We start from the raw sequence: 21,223 nt of genomic DNA, 5'->3' as shown, positions 1-21,223 counted from the left end.
GCATCGCGACTGCACCTGCGTTATCGTTGCTGCCGCGGCCGGCCGGTTGCGCGCGCCGTGAGCGCTTCTACTTTGGAGAGCCGAGTCGTGTCCACGCAACATCCGGCGCATGAGTCTCCCGGGCCGGAGTTGTCCGTCGTTTCGCCGGTATATGGCTGCCGAGGTTGTCTGGAGGAACTCGTCGACCGGGTTGCAGCCGCCATCGCATCCGAAGTCGTCTCGTACGAGATCATCCTCGTCGATGACCGGAGCCCCGACGACGCCTGGTCACGAATCACCGAGATCGCGTCCGCACGCCCGGAAGTACGCGGACTGCGCCTTTCGCGCAACTTCGGTCAGCACGCTGCGATCAGCGCCGGGCTAGTACACAGCCGCGGACGGGTGGTCGTGGTGATGGACTGCGATCTGCAAGATGTTCCCGAGGAGATTCCCGCGCTGCTCGCCGCCGTGCGCCGAGGTGCCGATGTGGCACTCGCAAGTCGCACGGAGAGACAAGACTCGTATCTCAAGAAAGCTGGGTCACGTGGCTTTTACCGATTGCTGGGATGGCTCACCGGCAGTGCGTACGATGCGTCGACTGCAAATTACGGCGCATATTCGCGCAAGGTCATTGATGCGGTAAACAGGATGCCGGAAGCTGATCGCTTTTTCCCGCTCCTCGTTAGATGGACCGGTTTTACCGCGTCACTCGTACCGGTCACACATGCACGACGCGCAGAGGGGCGAAGCGGCTACAGTTTGCGCCAGCTTATGCGCTTGGCAACTAATGTAGCGCTCTCGTTTTCCGACAAGCCGTTGCGGCTTGTCGTGCGCACGGGGCTCGCATTCGCGTTTCTTTCACTATGCATAGTCGCGCTGAGCGTGTATCGCTACGCCGTCGGTGATATCGCAGTCGCCGGTTTCACCAGTATCGTCGCGTCCATATGGCTGGTCGGGGGCGTGGTAGTTTCCAGCGTAGGCATCGTCGGCTTGTACGTAGGTAAGCTCCACGGCCAAGTAAAGCATCGCCCCAACTTCATCGTTGCCGACGACACGGGAGCGGAGCATGCGTGACGGTGCATCGCACGCGCTGAAGCATTCCGAGCTGGAATCCCACCGGTTCGGCTTGCGGATCGCGAGAGGAGTCGTCAACAAGGACGCCCCCTGCGATCAGGTCAGCACGGACATCGCCGCTCTGCGCCCCGATATCGCGATTTTTCGTTGCGAAGCTGGCGACGTCCGACAGATCGGCGCTCTGGCGGACTCCGGGCTGGTGCCAATCCACGCCGATACGCTCGTTTACTACCGAATACCGCTCGACGCATCGCCAAACACACCTGTCTCGAACAGGGAGGCAAGCATTGGCCAAGCTGAGAGCGGCGATGCCGTGTCGCTCGAAACGGTTGTACGACGAAGTTTTGAGGGCTACCGCAACCATTACCATGCCAACCCCCTGCTGCCAGCGGTAGCGATCCTCGAGGGTTATGTCGAATGGGCATTGGATTACGCGATCCGCCCCTCCGACGGAAAGCAAACTTGGGTGCACCGTATCGACGGCGCTGTTCGCAGTTTCGCAACCTGCAAACTGCAAACGGATCACTCTGAAATCGAAATTGTCCTCAATGCGACCGATCCGGCTTGGGCCGGCCGAGGTCTCTATTCCTCGTTGCTGCACTTTCTCATTGCGCATTATCGCCACGCTGGCTTCGAGTCCCTCGTGATCTCTACGCAAGTATGGAACTACGGGGTGCAACGTGTATGGGCCCGCGCCGGGCTCGTGATCGATCGCGCTTTTGACACCTACCACGTCAACGTCTCGCCGTCGGCGCGCGGAGCATAACCAATATGCCCATGATCTTTCCCTGGCTGATGGTGGCCGCCACCATCCTGCTGACCACCTACGGCCAGCTCGTTCTGAAGTGGCAGGTCACAACGCCCGCTACACCGCCATTCCGCTTTATGGATGACTGGCCGGCAATGATCGTCCTGCTTATGCGTCCTTGGGTGATCTCTGCTCTCGCAGCCGCATTCCTGGCATCGTTATGCTGGATGGCGGCCATGTCACGGCTGGAGCTGAGCAAAGCCTACCCGTTTATGGCTCTGAACTTCCTGCTGGTCGGTCTTTTGGCTATTCCGCTGTTCGGCGAGGCGCTGACGCGTCCGAAGATCGTCGGCCTTTTCCTCGTCATTGCCGGTTTGGCCGTCCTCAGCAGAGGTTGACCGGGTTCGCCTCCACGTTACTAGAAGAAGATCGGCATGATTCCATTCAACAAACCCTATATGACCGGCCGCGAGCTCTCCTACATCGCGCAGGCGCACAGCAACGGTCATCTTTCTGGGGATGGTCCGTACACGAGGCAGTGTCACGCGTGGCTACGTGAAACGACGCAGGCCTCGACGGCCTTGCTCACACACTCCTGTACTGCAGCGCTGGAGATGGCTGCGCTGCTGCTAGACCTCGTCCCGGGCGACGAGGTGATTATGCCGTCGTACACGTTTGTCTCAACGGCGAATGCGTTTGCGCTGCGCGGAGCGGTACCGGTCTTCGTCGACATTCGAGAGGACACTCTCAATCTCGACGAGGCGCGTATCGAGGCGGCAATCACCCCCCGCACGAAGGCGATCTGCGTGGTTCATTACGCCGGGGTCGCATGTGAGATGGACGTCATCATGGAGATCGCTCAGCGTCACGGATTGCGGGTGATCGAGGACGCAGCGCAAGCCGTCATGTCGACTTACAGGGGTCACCCACTTGGAACAATCGGCGATCTCGGCGCGCTGAGCTTTCACGAGACCAAGAACATCATTTCGGGCGAAGGTGGCGCCCTGCTCTGCCGAGACGCCACGTTCGCCGAGCGCGCTGAAATCGTCCGTGAGAAGGGCACCAACCGGAGTCGTTTTTTTCGCGGCCAAGTGGACAAGTACACATGGGTGGATCTGGGGTCGTCCTACTTGCCCGGTGAAATCACCGCAGCATTCCTAGCGGCCCAGATGGAGGCCGCGGACGACATCACAGCGCGCCGACTCGCGCTCTGGGACCGCTATCACACTTGGGCTGACCGCCACGAAGCTGGCGGCCTGGTGCGTCGCCCAGTCGTACCGGCGGATTGCCAACACAATGCTCACATGTACTATCTCCTGCTGCCCGACCAAGAGACCCGCGCTCATTTCATCTCGCACATGAAGTCGGCTGGTGTGCAAACGGTTTTCCATTACATCCCGCTGCATTCCGCTCCGGAGGGCACGCGTGTGGGCCGGCACAGCGGATCTATGAATGTGACGGATCGCCAGAGCGAGCGCCTCGTCCGACTGCCTTTGTGGGTCGGTTTGGAAGACCAGATAGACAGGGTGCTGGACGCAGCAGACGCGGCCCTGGGAACACTTTGACGATGATGCACTCCGCATCCTGGAGCATCTCCACCACGTTGCCTCGATGGCGCCGTTGGCTGGAGACGCCATTGGCGATCAGAACGGGGCTCGGGATTGGCCTGCTTATCGCCGGCTGCGCCGTTCTTAATGCATGGGCTTTCAGCAGCGTTGCCGCGGGGCCGCTGTTGCAGGCCGACGCTTGGTACTTCCTCGATGTGTTCGTCTCGAAGTATCTCGACGGCTCTTTGCGCTTCTGGGATCTGTTCGTGCAGCGCGGAGGCAGCGATCACGCCCAGCCGCTCCAGAAGCTGATCCTGTTGTTTCACACCCGGTACTTCGACATGGATTTCCGGGTGGAAGGGCTGATCGGCACGGTCTTTGGCATCGCATGGTGCAGTACGTTGACCCTCGCGTCTTGGGTTTCGCAGCGGCGTGAGGGTCTGACGCACGTATGCACTCCGGCCGTCTTGGCACTCGTGTTTGTGCTGGGCCTTTCGATCAACAGCACCAACGTCTTCACGTGGTCGCTCGTCACCCTGATCTACGTCACGTTGCTCGCTGCCACCCTCTACTTCATTGCCGCCGTATGTATCGTCGAAGGCCGTCATGTCTGGTGGATGGCGCCCTTTGGACTGCTGCAAGGCCTGGTGATCGACGAGGTGGCGATCATCGTTTTCGTGGCATCCGTCATCGCGATCGGCCTGTTCTCGCCGGCGTCGCGGCGCAACAAGATCGTGGCGGGAGCAGCTGCGCTCGGCGGTCTGCTGGTGGCGCGCGTCGTTCTTTATGTCGCTTCGAGCCGCGGCCTCGGAACCTCTTCAGATTCTGGGCGCAGTCTCGTCGAATTATTCTTATCGACCGAGGCGATTCGCGGCGCGATGATCCCGTTTTCTGACGGCCTCGTTCACGCCGAACACCTGCAGCGTTTCTTTCCGGAGTCGCCCGGTGTAGCCATGGCGAGCCTGGCACTCTTTGTCGGGTTGCTGCATGTGTATTTCTGGGCAGTCGCACTGACCGCTGCCCGTTCGGGCAGCCGTAGCCGCGTGCTTGCAATCGCCGTGTTTCTGATGCTGCTGTCCTATGCCTTGACGGCTGGAATCGTGTTCGGCCGTGTGCCGACCTTCGGCTGGGGCTATCTGCACCAACCCCGTTATGCCCTGTTCTATCAGCTGGGCCTAGTCGCCATAGTGGTCTTGTTCGTCCACCGGCTCGGCGTGACCTCCCCGTCATCGATGACTCGCCGCCGAGACATCGAGACATTGGCCATTCTCGTCGTCTCACTTGCGTTACTGCTCACCCAACTGGCCGTCACACGTGCGAGTTGGCAACTCCCCCGTTATCTGACGCCCTATTGGCAAAATGCATCACTGGTCATGCAGCGTCTAGCCGACGACCCCACGAATGCATCGGCTTGCCCAGACATCCTGACGGTGTGCGAATACCCCCCGGAGCAGCGCGAACGCCTGATGGCACTTCTCGCCGGGCACCAACTCAACATCTTTTCGCCCGCGTTCCAGATGCGTAATCGACTTTACCCATCTGCCCAGACCGTGCCCGGCCTCGTACAAACGCTCGACGAGACGGAAACTGAAGCCGCTGAGGTGACGGTAGACGGTGACGAGGCTCAGCTGGGAATCACGCTGCAGGCCTTTGCCGGCGCAGAAGGATGCGGTGACACGAGTGGCGCGCAGATGATCCGAATACGCGCCAACCAGGGGGCGGCGGCCGGCCGCCTGCAGTTGTGGATCGATACCCCGGGGCATCCGCGCATCCTGATCTCGGAGCACGACAACAACACGCTCCCACTCGAAATGGCTGCTCGTGTTCCATCCGGCACGACACTTTCTCTGCTTGAGGCGGAGAGTCAGCAGGTCCTCGCGCGCGCATCGTTCGCGCCGATCAACTGCGCGCAATAACCTCAAGATCCGGCCACCGGCAAGGTGGGCCGGATCACCCTTCGCCCGCGGGACATGCCCTGAACCGGCTAATCGCGGCGCCCAGCCAACGGCTGTCGCCGCCCGCCGTCGGCGGTTGCATTCTCTGTGTCCGCATCTCGATGACACGGATGGTTGACGTATCCGAAGGTGAAAGCGGGATCCGATGGACACCGCCATCCTTCACGCGTGCACGTCCATCCTCCCCCCTCATGGCAACGTCGATGCGTTTACCAAGAAGTGCGATTACCTCGAACTCCGCGCTGCCGCCTTGGGGCAGCGGAGGAGCACGAAAAGCAATGTAGACGACGCGCCGATCACTCCAGGAATGGTGAGGTTCGTGACTAAGGCCAAGCGTCTTTATGTCCGGGTTCCCGAGCGAGGACCAGGCACACGGAAGCGGCACATCTCCGACACGATCGGTCACGTAGTCCGCCTTGCTACGAGCCGTTCCCAGCAGGCACAGGCCCCAAGTGAGACCGCCCGCGATCAGGATCAGGTTCGCTGCAGTGACAATTCCGCGCGTTGTCACGATACCCACTCCCCACGATAATAACGTCCTACCGCGACCAGATTGACCGAGAGCGAGAACCCAATCCACGCCAGAAGAATGGGTATGCGTGCCCACCAGGTGGGCACGGCGCGCACGTGCGCGATCGCGGCGAGCACTGCCCACGGGACAAGAAACAGCATGTGCCGCGCGAAGTTAATCGCATCGAAAGAGATGGTCGCCGCGAGGAATAGCAAAGTCGCCACGTAGAACACGGCGACCACACGAGATGCGCTAAGCGCAAACAGCAAGAGTCCAAATACCAGGCAGAGCGTCGTAGAGGCCAGAAAGATCGTCCATACGCTCAACGCGTTCGCACCCTCCGACGCAGTGGAAACGAAGTATGGCACGGCCTTCCACACGGGAAGATTTCCATCCAAGAAGCTGCCGTTCCGCCAAGCCTCGAGAGAATTGACATACAGCGCCGAATCACCAAAAGCGACTGCGCAGTAGGTGGCGAACAACAGGATAGGCATTACCGTGACGGCCGCCTGGGCCGGGGCGGCGCTGGAAAGGATCGATCGCCAGTCCGCCCGTTGATGCAAGGCCAACATACAGAGCACGAACACCACGAGCACAGCCGCCTGCGGCCGGGTCAGCATTGCTAGGCCCGCAAGGAAGCACGCAGCCCAGAACCTCTCCCTCACTACGAAGAACAGCGACCACACAGTCAATAGCGCGTAAAGCGGATCGGCGTATCCCACAAAATTGTAGAAGGCGATGGGCGAGAAGGCCCAGAACGCGGCAGCTATTGCGGCGGCGCCGACATCATTGGAAAGTGCGAGCGTTAGACGATGAATTCCCAGCAAGGTGGCAAGCAGGATTACAAATCCTAGAGCCGCCACTTCTGCCAGCGGGAAATGGCCCGGTATGAGAAGGCGCGCCCCCTGAATAGCAAGCCCCATCAACGGCAGGAACGCTGTATTGTTCTGTTCCTCGATGTTTCCGCTGAAGCGGTAGCCCTCGCTGCCGATGAGCGTGTAGTAGTTACCGTCGAACGAGATGGGTCCATCGATGCCGGGGAACTCACCGATCTTGGCGTAGGCAAAGACCAGAAGCGCCGCGAGCGCGAGTGCCGTGCAGAGGAGCGTGCCGCAGCCCCTCCGGAAGAAGCCGCGCCAACGCGCCGATGTGCCATGTAGGGGCTTGATGCTGGACATCAGTTATCCTTGACACCGCCGCCAGCCGACTAGGCCGGCTTTGGGCTTGTTTAGTTTGGCTTCGTATTAGCAAGCGCAGCCGACAAGGTCCGCCACACCGCATCCTTTGAATAGCATTGGCGGATGAAAATGCGCGAGCGCGACGACACGTCGAGCCAGCTTCGATCATCGCGCAACAGCGTCACCACCGCCTCGGCCATTCGTGTCGGCGTGTCCTCGCCGCGCATGAAGGCCGCCGCACCAGATAGCCCCTGCATTCCGGTGGACGTAGTGACGCACGGCAATCCGAAGCGAAGACTCTCAAGCACCTTCCCCTTCACACCGCCGCCGAAACGCAGTGGCGCTACTGCTACGCGTCGATGCCGGTAATACTCCTCCAACTTTGCATCACTCACGTAGCCGGTCACCTCAATCCCGGGACCGGAAAGCGCCGATACCGCGGGATGCGGGTTGGAACCAACCAGCGCAAGGTGGATGTCCGGAATCTGTTGACGGACGAGCGGCAAGACTTCGCGAACGAACCAGCATGCCGCATCCACATTGGGTGGGTGCGCAAATCCCGCGACGAAAAGGATGCCGGCACGCTGTCCCGGACCTGGCACCTTTTCATCGTCACCGAACTCGTACGCATAGAGCGGAACCGTCATTGCCTTGGCGTCAAGGCCCCTCTCATTCAACCAATCGGTGACATGTCGAGTTTCATCGTCGGAGGGATAAAGAATGGCATCGGAGGCTTTCCATAATGCGTGCTCAAGCGCACGGAACTTCCCGACCTCCTTTTCAATTACGTCGTCAGCTCCCAACTTCAGCTGCTCGAGCAACCTGAGGTGATGAATGTCATGACCGTAATACACCACACGCGCGCGACTGTGACTGCGAAGCGCATCAATAAAATTCACCGAGACGTGCGGCCGGTTGAGGACTGCAGCATCCAGCGATTCCCCATACGCTTCGATCCAAGCCTCGAATCGGCCCCAGTGGGCGTCTCCATAAAGGACCTCGACCCCGATTTGCTGTAGCGCTGGAGTGTAATCGGGATCCCGATGAAGATTTTCCGGCCAGAATGTAACGTGATAGCCCCGCTCCACCAGGCACTGGATCACGTGCCACGTCGCCCGCGACCCCGCGTCTCGGTCCGGTTGAGGAACATAGTGATCCACCACAAGGACCCTAGGCCGGCCATTTGAACGATCGCGCGCGAGCGCGACGTTTTGGCCATTCGGGAAATGGTGCGCCGACAATAGCGGCAACCAACGCTCCAAGAATTTTTCGCGATTGATTGCCTGATAGGCTTTCACGCCTGAGGATTCATCGACGCCGCTAGACACACCCTCATGATGGACCACGACGGAGTCGGGCTGCAGATAGACCTTCAGGCCCAGATCGCGCACCCGGAATGCGATATCGGTATCCTCGTAATAGGCGGGCGCGTAGAGTTCGTCGAAACCGCCCAACCGGTTGAACACCGAGCGTCGCAACATAATCGACGCTCCTGATACGTAATCTGTCTCCTTCAGATAGCAGTACTCGGGCTTTCTAGGATCATCGAGACGTCCGAAGTTCCAAGCGCTACCGTCGTTCCAAACGATGCCCCCTGCCTCCTGCAGACGTCCATCCGGATACACAAGCTTAGATCCCACGAGCCCGGCATCGGAGCGCTCGAACACTGACAGCAGAGCGTCCAACCAACCACGCGTCACCTCGGTATCATTGTTGAGGAAATAAACAAACTCGCCCCGGGACTGGGACGCAGCTCGGTTGCACGATTTGAGAAAACCGAGATTTTGCGGATTTCTCAGATATCGGAGGCCCGGCACGTCGGCAAGCCGGTGAATCTCCGGGTCTCCGGACGCATCCTCAGCGACGATGATTTCATAAGTCGCGGCCGGCGGATGCGCCGCAATCGAACGCAGACACGCAGCGGTCACTGGGAGATTTCCGTAGGTCGGAATGATGATGCTGACGCGAGGGCTGAGACTTGGCGAAAACTCGAGCGAATCCAGCGTGGTCTCGACCGAGGCTTCCGTAACCGGCGCAGCACGGGCCAGCGGCTGCGCTTGCCCACGTCGGCGAAGCAGAAACCTCCGCGCGGGCTCACGCAGAGGCGCCAAGAGAGGCATGCGTGCCAACCAGGTGCCGCGCATGCTTTCCAGGACCCCGGTCCAGTCACCGCGGAGCAGGCGCGCTGATACGCGCAATGGTCGGGTCAGGCGCCATGATCTGGAATGCAAGACAGCATCAAGCGAGGCGCGTAGCGAGACTACCTCGTGTTCTAGAGACACCACCTTCTGAGACAGATGCGCTGAGGTACTCGACAACTGGCGGACCGCGTCAACCAGACTTCGAGAACCGATCTGCGGCTCTCCGTCCAGCTCTTGGTCAGCTGACGACGTTTCCACGTGATCCATGATGCCGGGCAGCCCCAAAATCTCGGCTAGTTTCTCATGCTCCCGCACAAGCTCCTCGACGCGGACCTGCAGACGCAATCCCCAACGTTTCCGCTCCTCAACCTCGTCCCCCAGCTCCGATATCCGTGAGGCAAGAGTGCCCCGCTCGTTCTCAAGCCTCAACGCCCAAGCCGTTCTTTCCTCCAACTCGACTTCCATCTCCGAGCAACGCGAGGCGAAGGTGCGCAGCTCGCTTTCCAACCCCAACGCCCAAGCTGTCCTCTCATCAAACTCGTCCTGGAGTTGCATATGTCGCAGGCGTAGAGAGTTCAACTCGTCATCCAAGGAGCCGGCCCAGCGCGTACGCGCCTCGAAGTTTCGAACAAGCTCACTCACCTTGGAATCAAGCGTCTTGCGCGTCTTTTCAAGAGTACGTGCCCAGTGCGTACGCTCGTCCAAAGCGCTTCGCAGAGCGTCATAACTGACTTGGCGAGCCACCAATTGCCGACTGAGCGAGTCTATGGCCAGATCACGCTCGCCGAGATCTCGTTCAAAAATTTCAATTCGATCCAGCAGCGCCCCCCGTTCGGCCCGCGCCTGGACCGCCTGCTTCGCGAATCCTTCCAGTGCGTCGGCGAACAGATGCCTCGCCTCCTCGAAGCGCTCAGAGAACGGCGCGAGCTGGGCAAGAGCATCCCCCTCCGCACCCGCTACCATTTCGAACATGGCGCACGGTAGTTCCCAGCCCGGCGTACAGACCTTTCCAGAGATGTGATGCCTGTCGTCGGGCGACACGAAGTCGCTGATCTGGGCCGCCCGAGGGGCATCGAGTGAAAGCACTTGCGCAACGCCGAGATTCTTGAGTGCTCGCATGAGCGTCGCAGGCGCGTCGGCCAAAAGTTCCGCATAGGAGAGTACTGCCCGCCGCTTGCCTCGCGTTGCCTGCTCCGCATCGAGAAGATGCTCAATCCACAACAGCTTCGATAGGCCTTCGGGCCAGGCGTTTCGCATCTTCAACGACGCTGCAACTTCGCGAGGGTCACGCATGACGAGCAGGGGAGCTGGCGTCACCCGCATACGATCCAGAATCGGCCACCACAACGGAAGCAGCCGGCACAGACGTGGATCCTTGACAACCCACAAGCTGGAATCTCCGAACTCCGATCGCAACAGCGCTTCGAGAGCTGCGGAGGCCTTGTGGGCAGCCGGGCTGTAAAGCCAGTCACTTGGCAACGGGCGGGGATCGTTCCAAGAGCGCCCCAACGCCATGAGCAGGGTATCGTGGATTTCCACGACCCCAACGTGCTCGAAGAATCCCTTCGGATTGTCTGCACCGGGCGCCATCAAACTGCTGCCAAGCACGGCACCCGCAATTTCAAGCGCGCCACTGACAGCGGAGGTGCCGCTCCTGTGCATACCGAGAACAAGGATAGCTACCGGTGACGGCGCCCCTGACTTTAATTTTTCCAGTTCAGCCAAAAGTCGATTGCTCCAATCGAGAAGATTTCATGTTTAACTTTAACTAGGAAAGCTGGCGATTCTCGACGAACTCACCTTTGCTCAGACCACATCTGCAAACCCTCTCTTCAGCAGACCAAACACGGCTGCACCCGATGCGTAGACAATCAAGGCCGCAAGGGCATAAGACGCCAGTGGGGTCCAGTCGGGCCATGCCTCCTGGAACAGAACACGCCGAAACTGCTCTACCGGGACCGTGAGTGGATTCAGCAAAAGCCAGCCCTGTAGCGTTGCAGGCATACTCGAACGAGGAAATAAAACGGGACCTAGAAACATGCAGACCATGACAAGCGATCCCACGATCTGCTGTAGATCGCGGAGATAAACGCCTAACGCGGCGAACAAAAGGGTCAGCCCCGTCAGCAGCAGGATGTACGGCGCTACAACGAGCGGCAATGCCAACTGAGTCACTGAGAATCCCGTCCCCCAGATGCCGTTGATCAACCAGAGCAGCATCAATCCCACAGCACCGTGGAACGCGGCCGACAACAATGCCACCCAAGCAAGTGCCTCCAGCGGAAATACGACTTTGTTCACGTAGTTGGGCTGTTGCACCACAAGCGTCGGCGCTCGACCAAATGATTCCGCGAGAATTCCGTGGAGCAGCAATCCAGCGAGAAGCTGGAGCGCAAACATGCCAATGCCCTGGTTCTCGGTTTGAGGCCACCGTGACTGAAGCACCACGCCGAAGACCAAGGTAAAGACTGCCAGCATCAGCAACGGCGTGACGACAGCCCACGCGACACCCAGGAGTGCTCCACGGTACCGCCCCGCAATCTCGCGCCAGGTCAACACTCCTATCAGGGATCTGTGGCGGATCGGTAGGGTCCAATTCATGGGTTGCGACATGCTCCATTTCCAGCGCGATCAAGGCCCACGCGACGGTGGAGTCTGCGGGGGGAGGGGATGCACAATTGTAAGCGCGGCAGGTCGGATTAGGAGCCGTGACCGGAGCCCGGCGATAGAGGATCATAGGCACCAATGCATACCTCGCCACACGACACCAAACTTGCGATCCAGGTCTCTGAGGTCAGCAAGACCTACCGCCTCTGGCCCACTCCCGGCGCTCGGCTTCTATACCCACTGCTGATGAGAATGGCCCGGGCAAGCCAAGCATTCATGCCAGGACTCTCCGCGAGGCTGGTGAATGCAGCAGAGCGGCGCCTGCATCGGCACGAGGCGCTGAAGGGGATTAGCTTCGAGCTTCCGCATGGACGCGCGCTTGGCATCGTGGGCCTGAACGGAAGCGGCAAGAGCACCTTGTTGCAAATCGTTGCGGGGGTAATGGCGCCCAGCACTGGCGAAGTCAGGATCAGCGGACGTGTCGCCGCCTTGCTCGAGCTTGGATCAGGCTTCAATCCTGAGTTGACCGGTCGCGAGAACATCCGAATCAACGCTGCGATCCTCGGGTTATCGCGCCTGCAGATCGATCGCGTCTTCGATGCTATCGTCGATTTCGCCGATATCGGGAACTACATCGACGAGCCGGTGAAGACCTACAGTTCCGGAATGGCGCTTCGGCTTGCATTTGCCGTCCAGGTTCACACCGAGCCCGACATCCTGATTGTCGACGAAGCACTCGCGGTAGGCGATGCAGCGTTCCAGGCCAAAGCGATGACGCGCATAGACGAGATCCTCGCACGCGGCACCACGCTGTTGTTTGTCGGCCACGACCTGAATGCCGTGAAGGCCTTCTGTCACGAGGCGATGCTGCTTGAACGCGGCGAAGTGGTACTTCGAGGCCTTCCTGATGAGGTTATCACCGAATACTTATATCGCACGCATCGCAAGGCGCTTGTAGAGCGCCAGAGAACGTCCGGAGCCGGAGTCGAACGCTTCGACGACGGCTACGGCTTTGAAGATGTTCGGGTGGTGGAAGGCTCCATCAATGGAGCTCGGCACGCAACGGTTGCATTCGATGCAAAGCTTGAGATCTGCCTAGTGGTCGCGCTTCGCGAGGATGTCCAGCATCCCGCCATAATAGTTGACATCATGGACGGCAAGGGGCTTCAGCTATGCGGCCGCCGGATTGCGCTTCCGAGGACGACATCCGTCGGCAAGTCATCGCGACTGACGATAGGTCTGAACGCCGCTTTTCAGCAAGGGGTGTATCGGATCAGGACCCGCGTGGTCGACGCGCCATCATTGGCGCAGACCGCCGTGCTTGCGCGCCAAGAAGGCGCTCTGTCATTCGAAGTCGTGGACGACAGTCGCGAGTTTTTCACCGGCCTGTATCCTGTCCCTATGGACATTCATATTGAACGATGATCAGACGACTGCTATTCCACCGCGAGTTCGTCGAGTACACAGGGGGGCATGGAAAGGTTTTCGACTATTTCCGGCATGCCGAGGCACATGACAACTGGCGCCCGTCCGTTTACATGACGACGAACAGTATATGGGACCAGAATCCCTGGGCGGCTCTGCGCGATCAGCGTGTCGGCGATTATTCGCCCTGCGCCGCTGATGCACTCTTTATCGCAGGCATGGACTGGGTCGCATACCCCTCGGATCTACCGGGCAAGCCCGTCATCAATCTTGTCCAGCATGTGCGGCACGCCGCTCTTGGACATCCATTACGGGCGCATCTTTCGCGCCCGGCAGTCCGAATCTGCGTGAGCCAAGCGGTTGCAGATGCGATCGAGTCCACTGGCCGTGTACGCGGTCCCGTTATCGTGATTGAAGCAGCGCTCGACCTACCTGCAGTCGAGCGGCCAGACGTTGTGCCTGCCTCTGTGTTCATAGATGCGATCAAGCAACCGGCAATCGGCCTTGCGGTGGCTGAAAGCCTGGGTACGACGGTGGATGTGTCGCTGGTCACGCAACGAATACCACGCTCTGAGTATCTCGAACGCCTTGCCGCTGCCGATATTGCAGTCCTGCTGCCCCATCGGCACGAGGGATTCTATCTACCGGGACTCGAGGCAATGGCGCTGGGATGCACGGTCGTCGTGCCTGATTGCATCGGCAATCGTGCCTATGCGCGAGACAACGTGAACGCCTTGATGCCTCCGCTCAATATAAGTGCAATCACAGCTTCGGTAATTGAGCTGCTTCAGGACACATCAGTTTGCAGCGCGTTGCGGAAAGTCGGGAAGGAGACCGCGCTTGCATTCACTCAGTCCGCTGAGCGAGAGGCGTTCCATAGTGTGCTCGATCGGCTGGATACTCTTTGGAGCTCGATATGAGAGGCCGTGATATCGCGCTCACCGGGGTTCCCCGCGGCGGCACGACACTCGCGTGTCAACTTCTTGGGGAATGCGAAGGCGCCGTCTCACTCTTCGAACCGATGGATGTTTTGCGCGTGCCAGACAATGTCGGCGGCGCCGTCGACGCGATCGCCGATTTTTATTCGGAAATGCGGAGCCAGTTGATATTAGAGGGAAGGGGCACCAGCAAGCACCGTGGCGGCGTGGTGCCGGACAACCCATTCGACCAGACAGATGGACCCGGTATGTTGCGCCAGGATCGCACCAGGCGTGGTCTCATCGATGTCGGGCGACAACCCGAAAATTTCACTCTGGCAATCAAACACAACGCGCTATTCACCAGCCTATTGCCACAGCTCGGTGATCGAATGCCGGTGCTGGCCATCGTGCGAAATCCGGTTGCTGTGCTCGCATCTTGGAACACGGTGGACCTACCCGTCGGCCGGGGACGCATACCTGCAGCGGAGCGACTCGATTCAGCCCTGCGCACGCGCTTGGAAGCGACGCCGGACACAATTGAACGCCAATGTATCGTCCTCGACTGGTTTTTCACTCGATTCCACGATCACCTCGCATCTTCGTCCGTCTTGCGCTATGAGGACATGGTTGCAACACAGGGAGCCCAATTGCGTAAGGCAGCCGGGCTGAGTGCGTTGCCACGCGGTGATCTCGAGATACGCAACAGCAACCCGGTCTACGCCGGCGTGGACATTGCACGTCTGGTCGATGGCTTGAGGCGCGCGCGCTCTTCCGGCCGGGCGAGATGGTCAATTTGGTACTCGGACGCGGATGTCGACTCGCTCGCGATCCGGCTTTCGGCAGGCATGCCCCGATGAATATCGGTACGTACTCTCCCCGGATCGGCTTCATGCTCGGTGGTGTTCAGAAGGGTGGAACGACCGCCCTCGCAAATTTTCTCTCGGCACACCCCGATGTCCGGCTGCCCTCCATGAAAGAAGCCCACGTATTCGATACAGACCGATTCGATGAGGGTATCGCTGCTCATGAAGTCGATGCGATCTTCGCATCGAAGTTTGAAGGGGGCTTCGACCAGAGAGCCGGCGTCCTGCATGGTGACGCGACTCCAATTTCGATGTTTCATACCGAGTTTGTCAGCAGAATTGCTCGGTATAACCCGACCATGCGATGGATCGTGATCCTGCGCGATCCAGCAACTCGTGCAATCTCTCACTACTTTATGGAAAAAGGCCGAGGTGACGAACACCTGCCACTGCCAGTGGCCCTACTCGCTGAACATTGGCGCCTCAAGGGCCATGAGCAGGACTTCTCTTCGAACTCACCGTTGCGTCGCCATAGTTACATCGCGCGCGGACTTTATGTGCGACAGCTCGATGCGTTATACGCGAGATTTCCTAAAGACCAGATCCTCGTGCTCCGCAACCAAGATCTCAGAGACGCCCCCCAAGACACGCTCGACAGGGTGTTTAGATTTATCGGTGTCGCTCCGCTCAACGACAGCCCCGTCTTCAAGGAAATTTTCTCTGGAGACTGGCAGCGGGATTGGACCGCGCGGTTCGTGCGCCCCTGGCTTCAGCGCCTGTTCGCGCGTGAAGTCCGCGAACTTGAACGTCGCTATGGAGTCGATATTGCCGACTGAGCCGGAGCTAGACGCGCAACTCGTGATGACAGAAGATCAGATGCAACGAAGAACACCGGCGATCTGACGCCATGAGGCTTGGCGCCAGCGCATTAGGCCCAATTGGCTCCACGGCGCGAACCCCTCTTGCAGCGAATCCTGTATTCAGGGTCCGGGCGGGCGCAGGGTCGGATCGTAGGACGGTTCCGGCGCTGGCATCTCCGTACCCATAGCCGGTAGGTCCAGGAATTGCAGCCGCTCACCAAGTGAACGCGTCAGCTCGACGGCCTGCCCGTCGGATTCGACGATGTAGGGCACGATCATTAGAACAAGTTCGGTCCGTGTCCTGTTGTTTCCACTGCTGCGGAACAGGCTCCCCAGTACCGGAACATCCTTGAGGTAAGGCACACCATCGTTGCTCGTGGTCGACCTGTTCGACATCAGGCCGCCAATCAGAATCGAACTTCCATCGCGTAATGACAGATTGCTGGACACCGCACGGTTGAAAATCGATGGTGATTGCACCGGCGAGTTCGCCCCTAGTGGCAATGCTTCACTCACTTCCTGGCGAATCTCCAAGTCGATGCGATCATCCGAATACACGATCGGCTTGATTTCGAGAATGATGCCGGTCTTGCGGTACTGGATGGATTGCAGAATGTTCGTGTTGCCGTCGGTCTGCTGGTTCGACGCCGTCTGCGACGACAGCGTCGGTATCTCCGTACCGACATCGATGCTTGCCTGCTCGCCGCTCTTCACCATGAGACGTGGCGACGACAGCACGGTGACCCGACTGTCTTCGGCGAACGCACGCAAGCGAGCGCGAGTTTGGCCTGCTACATCCAGAAGATACGTCAACCCCCCCAAGGCTTCGGTCGCGCCCAGGGTGCCGGATGTCACGGTGCCACCAAACCGGTCGACCCCGCCCTTCGCCAACCAGCTCACTCCGAACTGTTCATCACGATCAAGCGTCACCTCGGCGATCGTCACCTCGATCATGACCTGCCGCGCGGCACGGTCCATCTGCCTGATCAACGGCAGAAGACGGGCCCAGTCCTGCGCGTCGCCGCGGTAAATGATGGCGTTGCGCGGAGCGTCGAGAATGACTCGTCCCGAGGACACGCCGAGGTTGTCGGCGAGGTCCCCTGTCGTTGTCGTTGGGGAGCTCTGAGAGGAGGGATCCTGGGCACCACTCAGGCTCGCGCTCGAGCGCGAACCCGTGTCGGCACCGCTCACGGCATTGCGTGGCGCCTGGATTCCCGACCTCGTCGTCCCGCGCACGCCGTTGAGCGTCGAGACCACATCCTGCGCGCTCGTGTTACGCACCGTGTAGTAGAAGAGGCTCTGATCGCCGCCCACAGGATTCGGCGCGTCTATCGTCCTCGCCCACTGCACCACGTGCTCCAACACCTGTCCCTCACCTGCAAACACGAGCACGGTATTCGCCGCGCCCATTGGCATGACGAGAATCGCACTCGCCTGCGGCATTGCGCCGCCGCCATGCACTGCTGCCGCATATCCCTCGGCGCGCAGCACGTCCACCAGTTTCGCGGCCAGCTCCTCGGCACTCACGAACGCTGGTTCGATGCGCGTACTGACCCGCCCCCGCATGAAGGGACGGTCGAGAACCCGAATGGCCGCCGCCGCCTGCCGAACGATTTCGGGCCGCCCGAACAAGACCACCGCATTGCGATTGAGATCGTCCTGGATTTCCAAGCCGTCCGTACGGAACGCAACCTTCAGCCAGTTGGTAACGTCCGCGTTGCGGACGGAACTCAACTCCACCATCTGGAAGATCGGTCGGTGCGAAATGGGCACCTCGGGGGCAGCGCGCCCGCTCAGCACGAGAGGCGGCTCGAATGCATCCCCCCTGCCCGCCAGAAGGAAACGCACCCGATCCCCTTCATACCGCGCTTCGACGCCGTAGGTCCGGAGAACACGAACAGCCAGCTGGTAGAAGTCGGACGGCGGAAGCGGGCCGGGCGTCCGCAATGTCACCAGATCGTTCATCTTCGCCACCGACGGATCGAGCTGGAAGCCCACACCGAGGATTGTTCCGAAAAACTCGTTGATGAACGCCGGAACCGGCATGCCTTCGATGTTGACGCTCAGTGGCTCCCCCCTGACAGGCGGAATTCCGAAACCAGCACCCGTCCCCGCCACGGCCGGCTCGTAGCTCGAGGTGGGTGTCGCACTCCTCCTCAACGACTCGGGCCTGGACTCCGGCGACATGAGCGCCTGGTCTTCGTCGGCAGCCCGCGCGCGCTCCGCGCGCGACAGCGGCTGAGGAAGGTCGACTTTGACCGGGCGCGCACAGCCTCCCAGCAGAAGCACCACCACCAGGGCTCTTACCAACGCGTTATTCATTCCGACCGTTTTCCTCTTGTGCCGCACCGGCTGCGTTCAGACAGGCGCCACGGTGCTCCGTCGCGTCGTACAGCTTCCGAGTGAATTCGCAGCCGTCTCGCGTATATCCGATCGAGACGATCTCAACGGATGTCAGCTGCGCGCCATCAGGCAATGAACTATCGAGCGGGACCTGCAGGATTTTGCCTTGGTCCCCGATGACCATCGCCACGGGCGACGGGTTGGACATGATACCGGCAAGCTTCCACGAAGGAGCCGCACCCTGACGCCCGGCTCCCGTCTGGGACCTGAACGGAGCCGCGTTGCGTAGCGTCTCGAAGGCTCCTGGAGCGACACGATCGAGACGTTCCTGCGAGGGGAGCGCCCAAGCCGCGTCACCTGGAGTCCAGTCTCGCGCCGACGGCGGAGGCAACGCCAGGCCCGCCGTAAAGCCGATCAGAAGACCGGCTACAACCGTAGTCGCCTGAGGCCGCGCGCGCGCTCGGTCAATCAATCGGCTGATCATCGGGGACGATCCGGTAGAAGAATACGAGAGTGAGCGCGGCCGTCTTCGACTGACGGTTCATGAGCGCCACCGATTCGATCGTGACCAGGTTGCTCCCCGACTCGATGCGCCGCACGAGTTGCACCAGCGCGGCAGGTTCGAACGTTCCGCTGATTACGACAGGCAAACGATAGATGTCGTCCCAACCTTCCACACGCGTGGGCGCTTCTGGCTGGATCCGGGTATTCGTTCCCGTGGAATCCGCGAAATCCCTGGCTTGCGCCTGGACGGCGGCCTGAGCGAGACCGGTCGTCTTCGCAACCGGAATCTCCGCCGCAAGCCGGGTTCGGGCGGCGTCAGCAGCCACAGCGCGCTCCGCCCAATAATCCTCGCCTGCCACGGCCTGCATCCTCCACAACTGGTCGCGCTTCTCCACATAGCGGTCCGCCACAGAAGCCCGCCAGTCCACCAGCGCGAGAAATACATAGACAGCGAGAATTCCTGCAATTGCGATTACGCCGAAGCGCAGACGAGCATTCGCGCGCAGTTGGTCCTGCAAGGGGCCGAGCACTGATGCGAACCTCGCCATCAAGGAGTCCCGCCTGCTGAAAGCGTCGCCCGCATCGTCACTTCGTCGGCTGTGCGCCCCATCTCGGCAGTGACGTCGACGAATGTGCCCGAGGCCTCCCAGGACGCCACGAGACTCTCCAGATCGGGCCGCTCGATCCGCAGCACTGCTTCGACCGTACGCGGATCCAGAAGCCTCCACTCCAGAAGCTGCCAGCTACCGCCAGGAGTAGCGCTGACCATCGCAGCCCAGGCGTTCGTCACACCGCTCGGTGGTCGCAATGCCAGCAGACGGCTCACCTCTTCGGCGTCACGCTCCGCGTTCTCACGCGCCAGCATGATGGTCTGCAGCCCTTGATCCAGGGAATCCATCGCTCTGTCGATCGCCGCTTCCTGTGCCTTCAATCGAACAATGCTTCCGATTGGAACAGCGAATACCAAAGCCACAAGACCCGCTGTCACCACCGCACCGGGAGCACGCAACCGCGAACCGAAATCCTGTAATGACGCACGACCTCCGCCCCACGCTGTTTCCGACAACGGGGCAAACGAGGCATCCGGAACAGGCAGCATGTCGAAACCAGCGCCGCGCACGAACTCGGCCCATTCGCGCTCACCCGGCACATCGGGCCACCATTCCGAAGCGATCAGTGCGCCGCCACGCCACGCGCGCGCCTCGCATCCCGCGTCCAGCTTGATCAACTCGATGCCGGAGTCCTCATTGGGCGCGCCGCGGAACAGACTTTCCGGCAAAATGCGACCGGCTTTCGCGAGTTGACCGCTCGCGCGCGCCGATTCGGCGAGCGCAGCGCGGTCCCACATCCATACCATGGCCCTCGCGCCAAAAAACTCGGCATGACTGTCGCTGTCGAGAAACGGCGCGAGCCGGCGGACGGCAGTTCGCACATACGTCTTGCGTTTTGCCACCGGCACGAGGGAAAGATCGATGGACGTGAACGCACAGAGTTCGCGCCCGACAAGCCATTCCTCCTGTCGCCCACGGGCGAGCACGCGCGTGACACCGTCACGGCTGATCAGCCACCGGGTCGGCAAAAAGCGGCGTCGCTGGCGGGCGAGCCATGCCGACGGGTTCCTCATCTGCTGCGGAGACATAGAGTTCATAGGTTTCATGCCATGGCCGCCCCCCATCATCACGCGGAGTCAGCATCCAGTGCGTCGTACGTACAGGTCCGCGACCCGGCACCCAGACAGCGAGAGTTCCCGAAGAGGAAGGATACAGGCCCACGTAATTCTCGTCTGCCAGCACGCTACCCGATGCCTGCTGGAACGCGCTGACAGTCAAAAAGGGTTGCAGACGACGCAATGCGATGATGCGAGCCGCCACCGTCCCGTCCAATCCCGGCAGTGAGGCGATCACGTCCTCCGGGGCGGAATTGACGTTCACCACCACTTGTCGCTGGACCGACAAGGCATGCAGCACTGCCGCGTCATCAGCAGGAAGTCGCTCGCGCCACCCGGGAATACGGCGCAGTTCGAGCGGCGTGGACAGTACCCGATTGCTCGGGGGCGCAAGATCGGCGTCGAGGTAATCCTGCCGCTCCATACTGTTCAAGCGCTTCAGACTGTCTGCATCCTGGTAGTCCAACAGGCGGTTCCGCAGCGTCGTGAAGGGCGTCGGGTCCGCCGAACCGATGCCGAGATACCGCTCCAGCACGATCTGGGGCGCCCAGTTCACCGAGAGGCGTCCGGCATCCTCCTGGATGGAAAACATCGCGCGGCCGCGGCCGCGGTACACCGTGCCGTCGAGGGCGATCTCGTTGCCGACAGGCATGTAACTGAAGGGAGAGTCGCCCTGCCCTGCCATGGCACGCTCATCCTCGCTCAGCACCATCCTGTCATCGACCGTCAGGCCCGCGAAGGTCACCCGCTGGGTCAGCAGCATGTAGAGCGCGGTCGCACGCGTGGACTCGATGTCGATCGACGCGTCCGCCTCGTCCAGACGCTCCAGCTGGTTGTCGCGCGCGGACTGGGCAAGCGTGGCCACGGTTGTGGCGAGAATGGTCAAGACAACGAGGATCACAAGGACGAGTACGAGGACGAACCCGCGCGCGCGCCGCTCGGTTGAGGCCTGGAATCGCATG

The 21,223-nt window shown here is 60.6% G+C and carries 17 protein-coding genes; 9 read left to right on the top strand and 8 right to left on the bottom strand.

From position 1 onward, the window contains the following. Positions 1-87: 87 nt before the first annotated feature. Genes AC3IRM_RS03070 through AC3IRM_RS03050 form a run of 5 tightly spaced genes read left to right on the top strand, consistent with a single transcriptional unit; the run spans position 88 to position 5,264 of the window. Positions 88-1,053 carry a glycosyltransferase family 2 protein gene (locus AC3IRM_RS03070; protein ID WP_489204806.1) on the top strand — a complete coding sequence of 322 codons (966 nt, stop codon included), beginning with the start codon at positions 88-90 and terminating at the stop codon, positions 1,051-1,053. Continuing rightward, complete coding sequence (locus tag AC3IRM_RS03065) at positions 1,046-1,819, top strand: GNAT family N-acetyltransferase (protein ID WP_489204805.1); 774 nt, start codon at positions 1,046-1,048, stop codon at positions 1,817-1,819. Before AC3IRM_RS03070 ends, AC3IRM_RS03065 begins: the two co-directional genes overlap by 8 nt. Positions 1,820-1,830: 11 nt before the next feature. Beyond that, positions 1,831-2,199 carry an EamA family transporter gene (locus AC3IRM_RS03060; RefSeq protein WP_489204804.1) on the top strand — a complete coding sequence of 123 codons (369 nt, stop codon included), beginning with the start codon at positions 1,831-1,833 and terminating at the stop codon, positions 2,197-2,199. 36 nt (positions 2,200-2,235) lie between these two features. Continuing rightward, positions 2,236-3,366: a dTDP-4-amino-4,6-dideoxygalactose transaminase gene (gene rffA / locus AC3IRM_RS03055; protein ID WP_489204803.1), complete on the top strand. Its 1,131-nt coding sequence runs from the start codon at positions 2,236-2,238 to the stop codon at positions 3,364-3,366. A gap of 2 nt (positions 3,367-3,368) precedes the next feature. After that, entirely contained in the window at positions 3,369-5,264 is a 1,896-nt protein-coding gene (locus AC3IRM_RS03050) for a hypothetical protein (RefSeq protein ID WP_489204802.1), read from the top strand. A gap of 546 nt (positions 5,265-5,810) precedes the next feature. On the opposite strand, the gene AC3IRM_RS03045 is transcribed toward AC3IRM_RS03050, so the two are convergent. From AC3IRM_RS03045 to AC3IRM_RS03035, 3 genes are all read right to left on the bottom strand, one after another. After that, positions 5,811-6,992 carry a hypothetical protein gene (locus AC3IRM_RS03045; protein ID WP_489204801.1) on the bottom strand — a complete coding sequence of 394 codons (1,182 nt, stop codon included), beginning with the start codon at positions 6,990-6,992 and terminating at the stop codon, positions 5,811-5,813. 50 nt (positions 6,993-7,042) lie between these two features. After that, complete coding sequence (locus tag AC3IRM_RS03040) at positions 7,043-10,858, bottom strand: glycosyltransferase (protein WP_489204800.1); 3,816 nt, start codon at positions 10,856-10,858, stop codon at positions 7,043-7,045. A gap of 81 nt (positions 10,859-10,939) precedes the next feature. After that, entirely contained in the window at positions 10,940-11,746 is an 807-nt protein-coding gene (locus tag AC3IRM_RS03035; protein WP_489204799.1) for an ABC transporter permease, read from the bottom strand. 132 nt (positions 11,747-11,878) lie between these two features. Here AC3IRM_RS03035 and AC3IRM_RS03030 point away from each other — a divergent pair, with 132 nt between their 5' ends. Genes AC3IRM_RS03030 through AC3IRM_RS03015 form a run of 4 tightly spaced genes read left to right on the top strand, consistent with a single transcriptional unit; the run spans position 11,879 to position 15,724 of the window. Further along, a complete protein-coding gene (locus tag AC3IRM_RS03030) occupies positions 11,879-13,165 on the top strand; it encodes an ABC transporter ATP-binding protein (protein WP_489204798.1) in 1,287 nt (428 codons plus the stop codon). Beyond that, positions 13,162-14,085 (top strand): glycosyltransferase, encoded by a 924-nt coding sequence (locus AC3IRM_RS03025; protein WP_489204797.1) that lies wholly within the window; start codon positions 13,162-13,164, stop codon positions 14,083-14,085. The genes AC3IRM_RS03030 and AC3IRM_RS03025 overlap by 4 nt, the downstream gene beginning before the upstream one ends. Further along, positions 14,082-14,942 carry a hypothetical protein gene (locus tag AC3IRM_RS03020; RefSeq protein ID WP_489204796.1) on the top strand — a complete coding sequence of 287 codons (861 nt, stop codon included), beginning with the start codon at positions 14,082-14,084 and terminating at the stop codon, positions 14,940-14,942. The genes AC3IRM_RS03025 and AC3IRM_RS03020 overlap by 4 nt, the downstream gene beginning before the upstream one ends. Beyond that, a complete protein-coding gene (locus AC3IRM_RS03015) occupies positions 14,939-15,724 on the top strand; it encodes a sulfotransferase family protein (RefSeq protein WP_489204795.1) in 786 nt (261 codons plus the stop codon). Before AC3IRM_RS03020 ends, AC3IRM_RS03015 begins: the two co-directional genes overlap by 4 nt. Positions 15,725-15,868: 144 nt before the next feature. On the opposite strand, the gene AC3IRM_RS03010 is transcribed toward AC3IRM_RS03015, so the two are convergent. From AC3IRM_RS03010 to AC3IRM_RS02990, 5 genes are all read right to left on the bottom strand, one after another. Further along, positions 15,869-18,070 (bottom strand): secretin N-terminal domain-containing protein, encoded by a 2,202-nt coding sequence (locus AC3IRM_RS03010; protein WP_489204794.1) that lies wholly within the window; start codon positions 18,068-18,070, stop codon positions 15,869-15,871. Further along, positions 18,063-18,299 carry a hypothetical protein gene (locus tag AC3IRM_RS03005; RefSeq protein WP_489204793.1) on the bottom strand — a complete coding sequence of 79 codons (237 nt, stop codon included), beginning with the start codon at positions 18,297-18,299 and terminating at the stop codon, positions 18,063-18,065. The genes AC3IRM_RS03010 and AC3IRM_RS03005 overlap by 8 nt, the downstream gene beginning before the upstream one ends. 256 nt (positions 18,300-18,555) lie before the next feature. After that, positions 18,556-19,143 (bottom strand): hypothetical protein, encoded by a 588-nt coding sequence (locus AC3IRM_RS03000; RefSeq protein ID WP_489204792.1) that lies wholly within the window; start codon positions 19,141-19,143, stop codon positions 18,556-18,558. Continuing rightward, positions 19,143-20,234: a hypothetical protein gene (locus AC3IRM_RS02995; protein WP_489204791.1), complete on the bottom strand. Its 1,092-nt coding sequence runs from the start codon at positions 20,232-20,234 to the stop codon at positions 19,143-19,145. The genes AC3IRM_RS03000 and AC3IRM_RS02995 overlap by 1 nt, the downstream gene beginning before the upstream one ends. Beyond that, on the bottom strand, positions 20,146-21,222 hold the full coding sequence (locus tag AC3IRM_RS02990; RefSeq protein ID WP_489204790.1) for a hypothetical protein: 1,077 nt from the start codon (positions 21,220-21,222) through the stop codon (positions 20,146-20,148). Before AC3IRM_RS02990 ends, AC3IRM_RS02995 begins: the two co-directional genes overlap by 89 nt. Position 21,223: the final 1 nt, after the last annotated feature.

The sequence above is a fragment of the Luteimonas sp. KH_071 genome (assembly GCF_057838005.1).
This window is presented reverse-complemented; position numbering and strand designations above follow the sequence as displayed.

Bases quoted from the DNA above. Each gene is read 5' to 3' on its own strand.
- AC3IRM_RS03065 (WP_489204805.1), top strand. From the start codon at position 1,046: ATGCGTGACGGTGCATCGCACGCGCTGAAGCATTCCGAGCTGGAATCC.
- AC3IRM_RS03060 (WP_489204804.1), top strand. From the start codon at position 1,831: ATGATCTTTCCCTGGCTGATGGTGGCCGCCACCATCCTGCTGACCACC.
- rffA (WP_489204803.1), top strand. From the start codon at position 2,236: ATGATTCCATTCAACAAACCCTATATGACCGGCCGCGAGCTCTCCTAC.
- AC3IRM_RS03050 (WP_489204802.1), top strand. From the start codon at position 3,369: ATGATGCACTCCGCATCCTGGAGCATCTCCACCACGTTGCCTCGATGG.
- AC3IRM_RS03045 (WP_489204801.1), bottom strand. From the start codon at position 6,992: ATGTCCAGCATCAAGCCCCTACATGGCACATCGGCGCGTTGGCGCGGC.
- AC3IRM_RS03035 (WP_489204799.1), bottom strand. From the start codon at position 11,746: ATGTCGCAACCCATGAATTGGACCCTACCGATCCGCCACAGATCCCTG.
- AC3IRM_RS03030 (WP_489204798.1), top strand. From the start codon at position 11,879: ATGCATACCTCGCCACACGACACCAAACTTGCGATCCAGGTCTCTGAG.
- AC3IRM_RS03025 (WP_489204797.1), top strand. From the start codon at position 13,162: ATGATCAGACGACTGCTATTCCACCGCGAGTTCGTCGAGTACACAGGG.
- AC3IRM_RS03020 (WP_489204796.1), top strand. From the start codon at position 14,082: ATGAGAGGCCGTGATATCGCGCTCACCGGGGTTCCCCGCGGCGGCACG.
- AC3IRM_RS03015 (WP_489204795.1), top strand. From the start codon at position 14,939: ATGAATATCGGTACGTACTCTCCCCGGATCGGCTTCATGCTCGGTGGT.
- AC3IRM_RS03010 (WP_489204794.1), bottom strand. From the start codon at position 18,070: ATGAATAACGCGTTGGTAAGAGCCCTGGTGGTGGTGCTTCTGCTGGGA.
- AC3IRM_RS03005 (WP_489204793.1), bottom strand. From the start codon at position 18,299: ATGTCCAACCCGTCGCCCGTGGCGATGGTCATCGGGGACCAAGGCAAA.
- AC3IRM_RS03000 (WP_489204792.1), bottom strand. From the start codon at position 19,143: ATGGCGAGGTTCGCATCAGTGCTCGGCCCCTTGCAGGACCAACTGCGC.
- AC3IRM_RS02995 (WP_489204791.1), bottom strand. From the start codon at position 20,234: ATGTCTCCGCAGCAGATGAGGAACCCGTCGGCATGGCTCGCCCGCCAG.
- AC3IRM_RS02990 (WP_489204790.1), bottom strand. From the start codon at position 21,222: ATGCGATTCCAGGCCTCAACCGAGCGGCGCGCGCGCGGGTTCGTCCTC.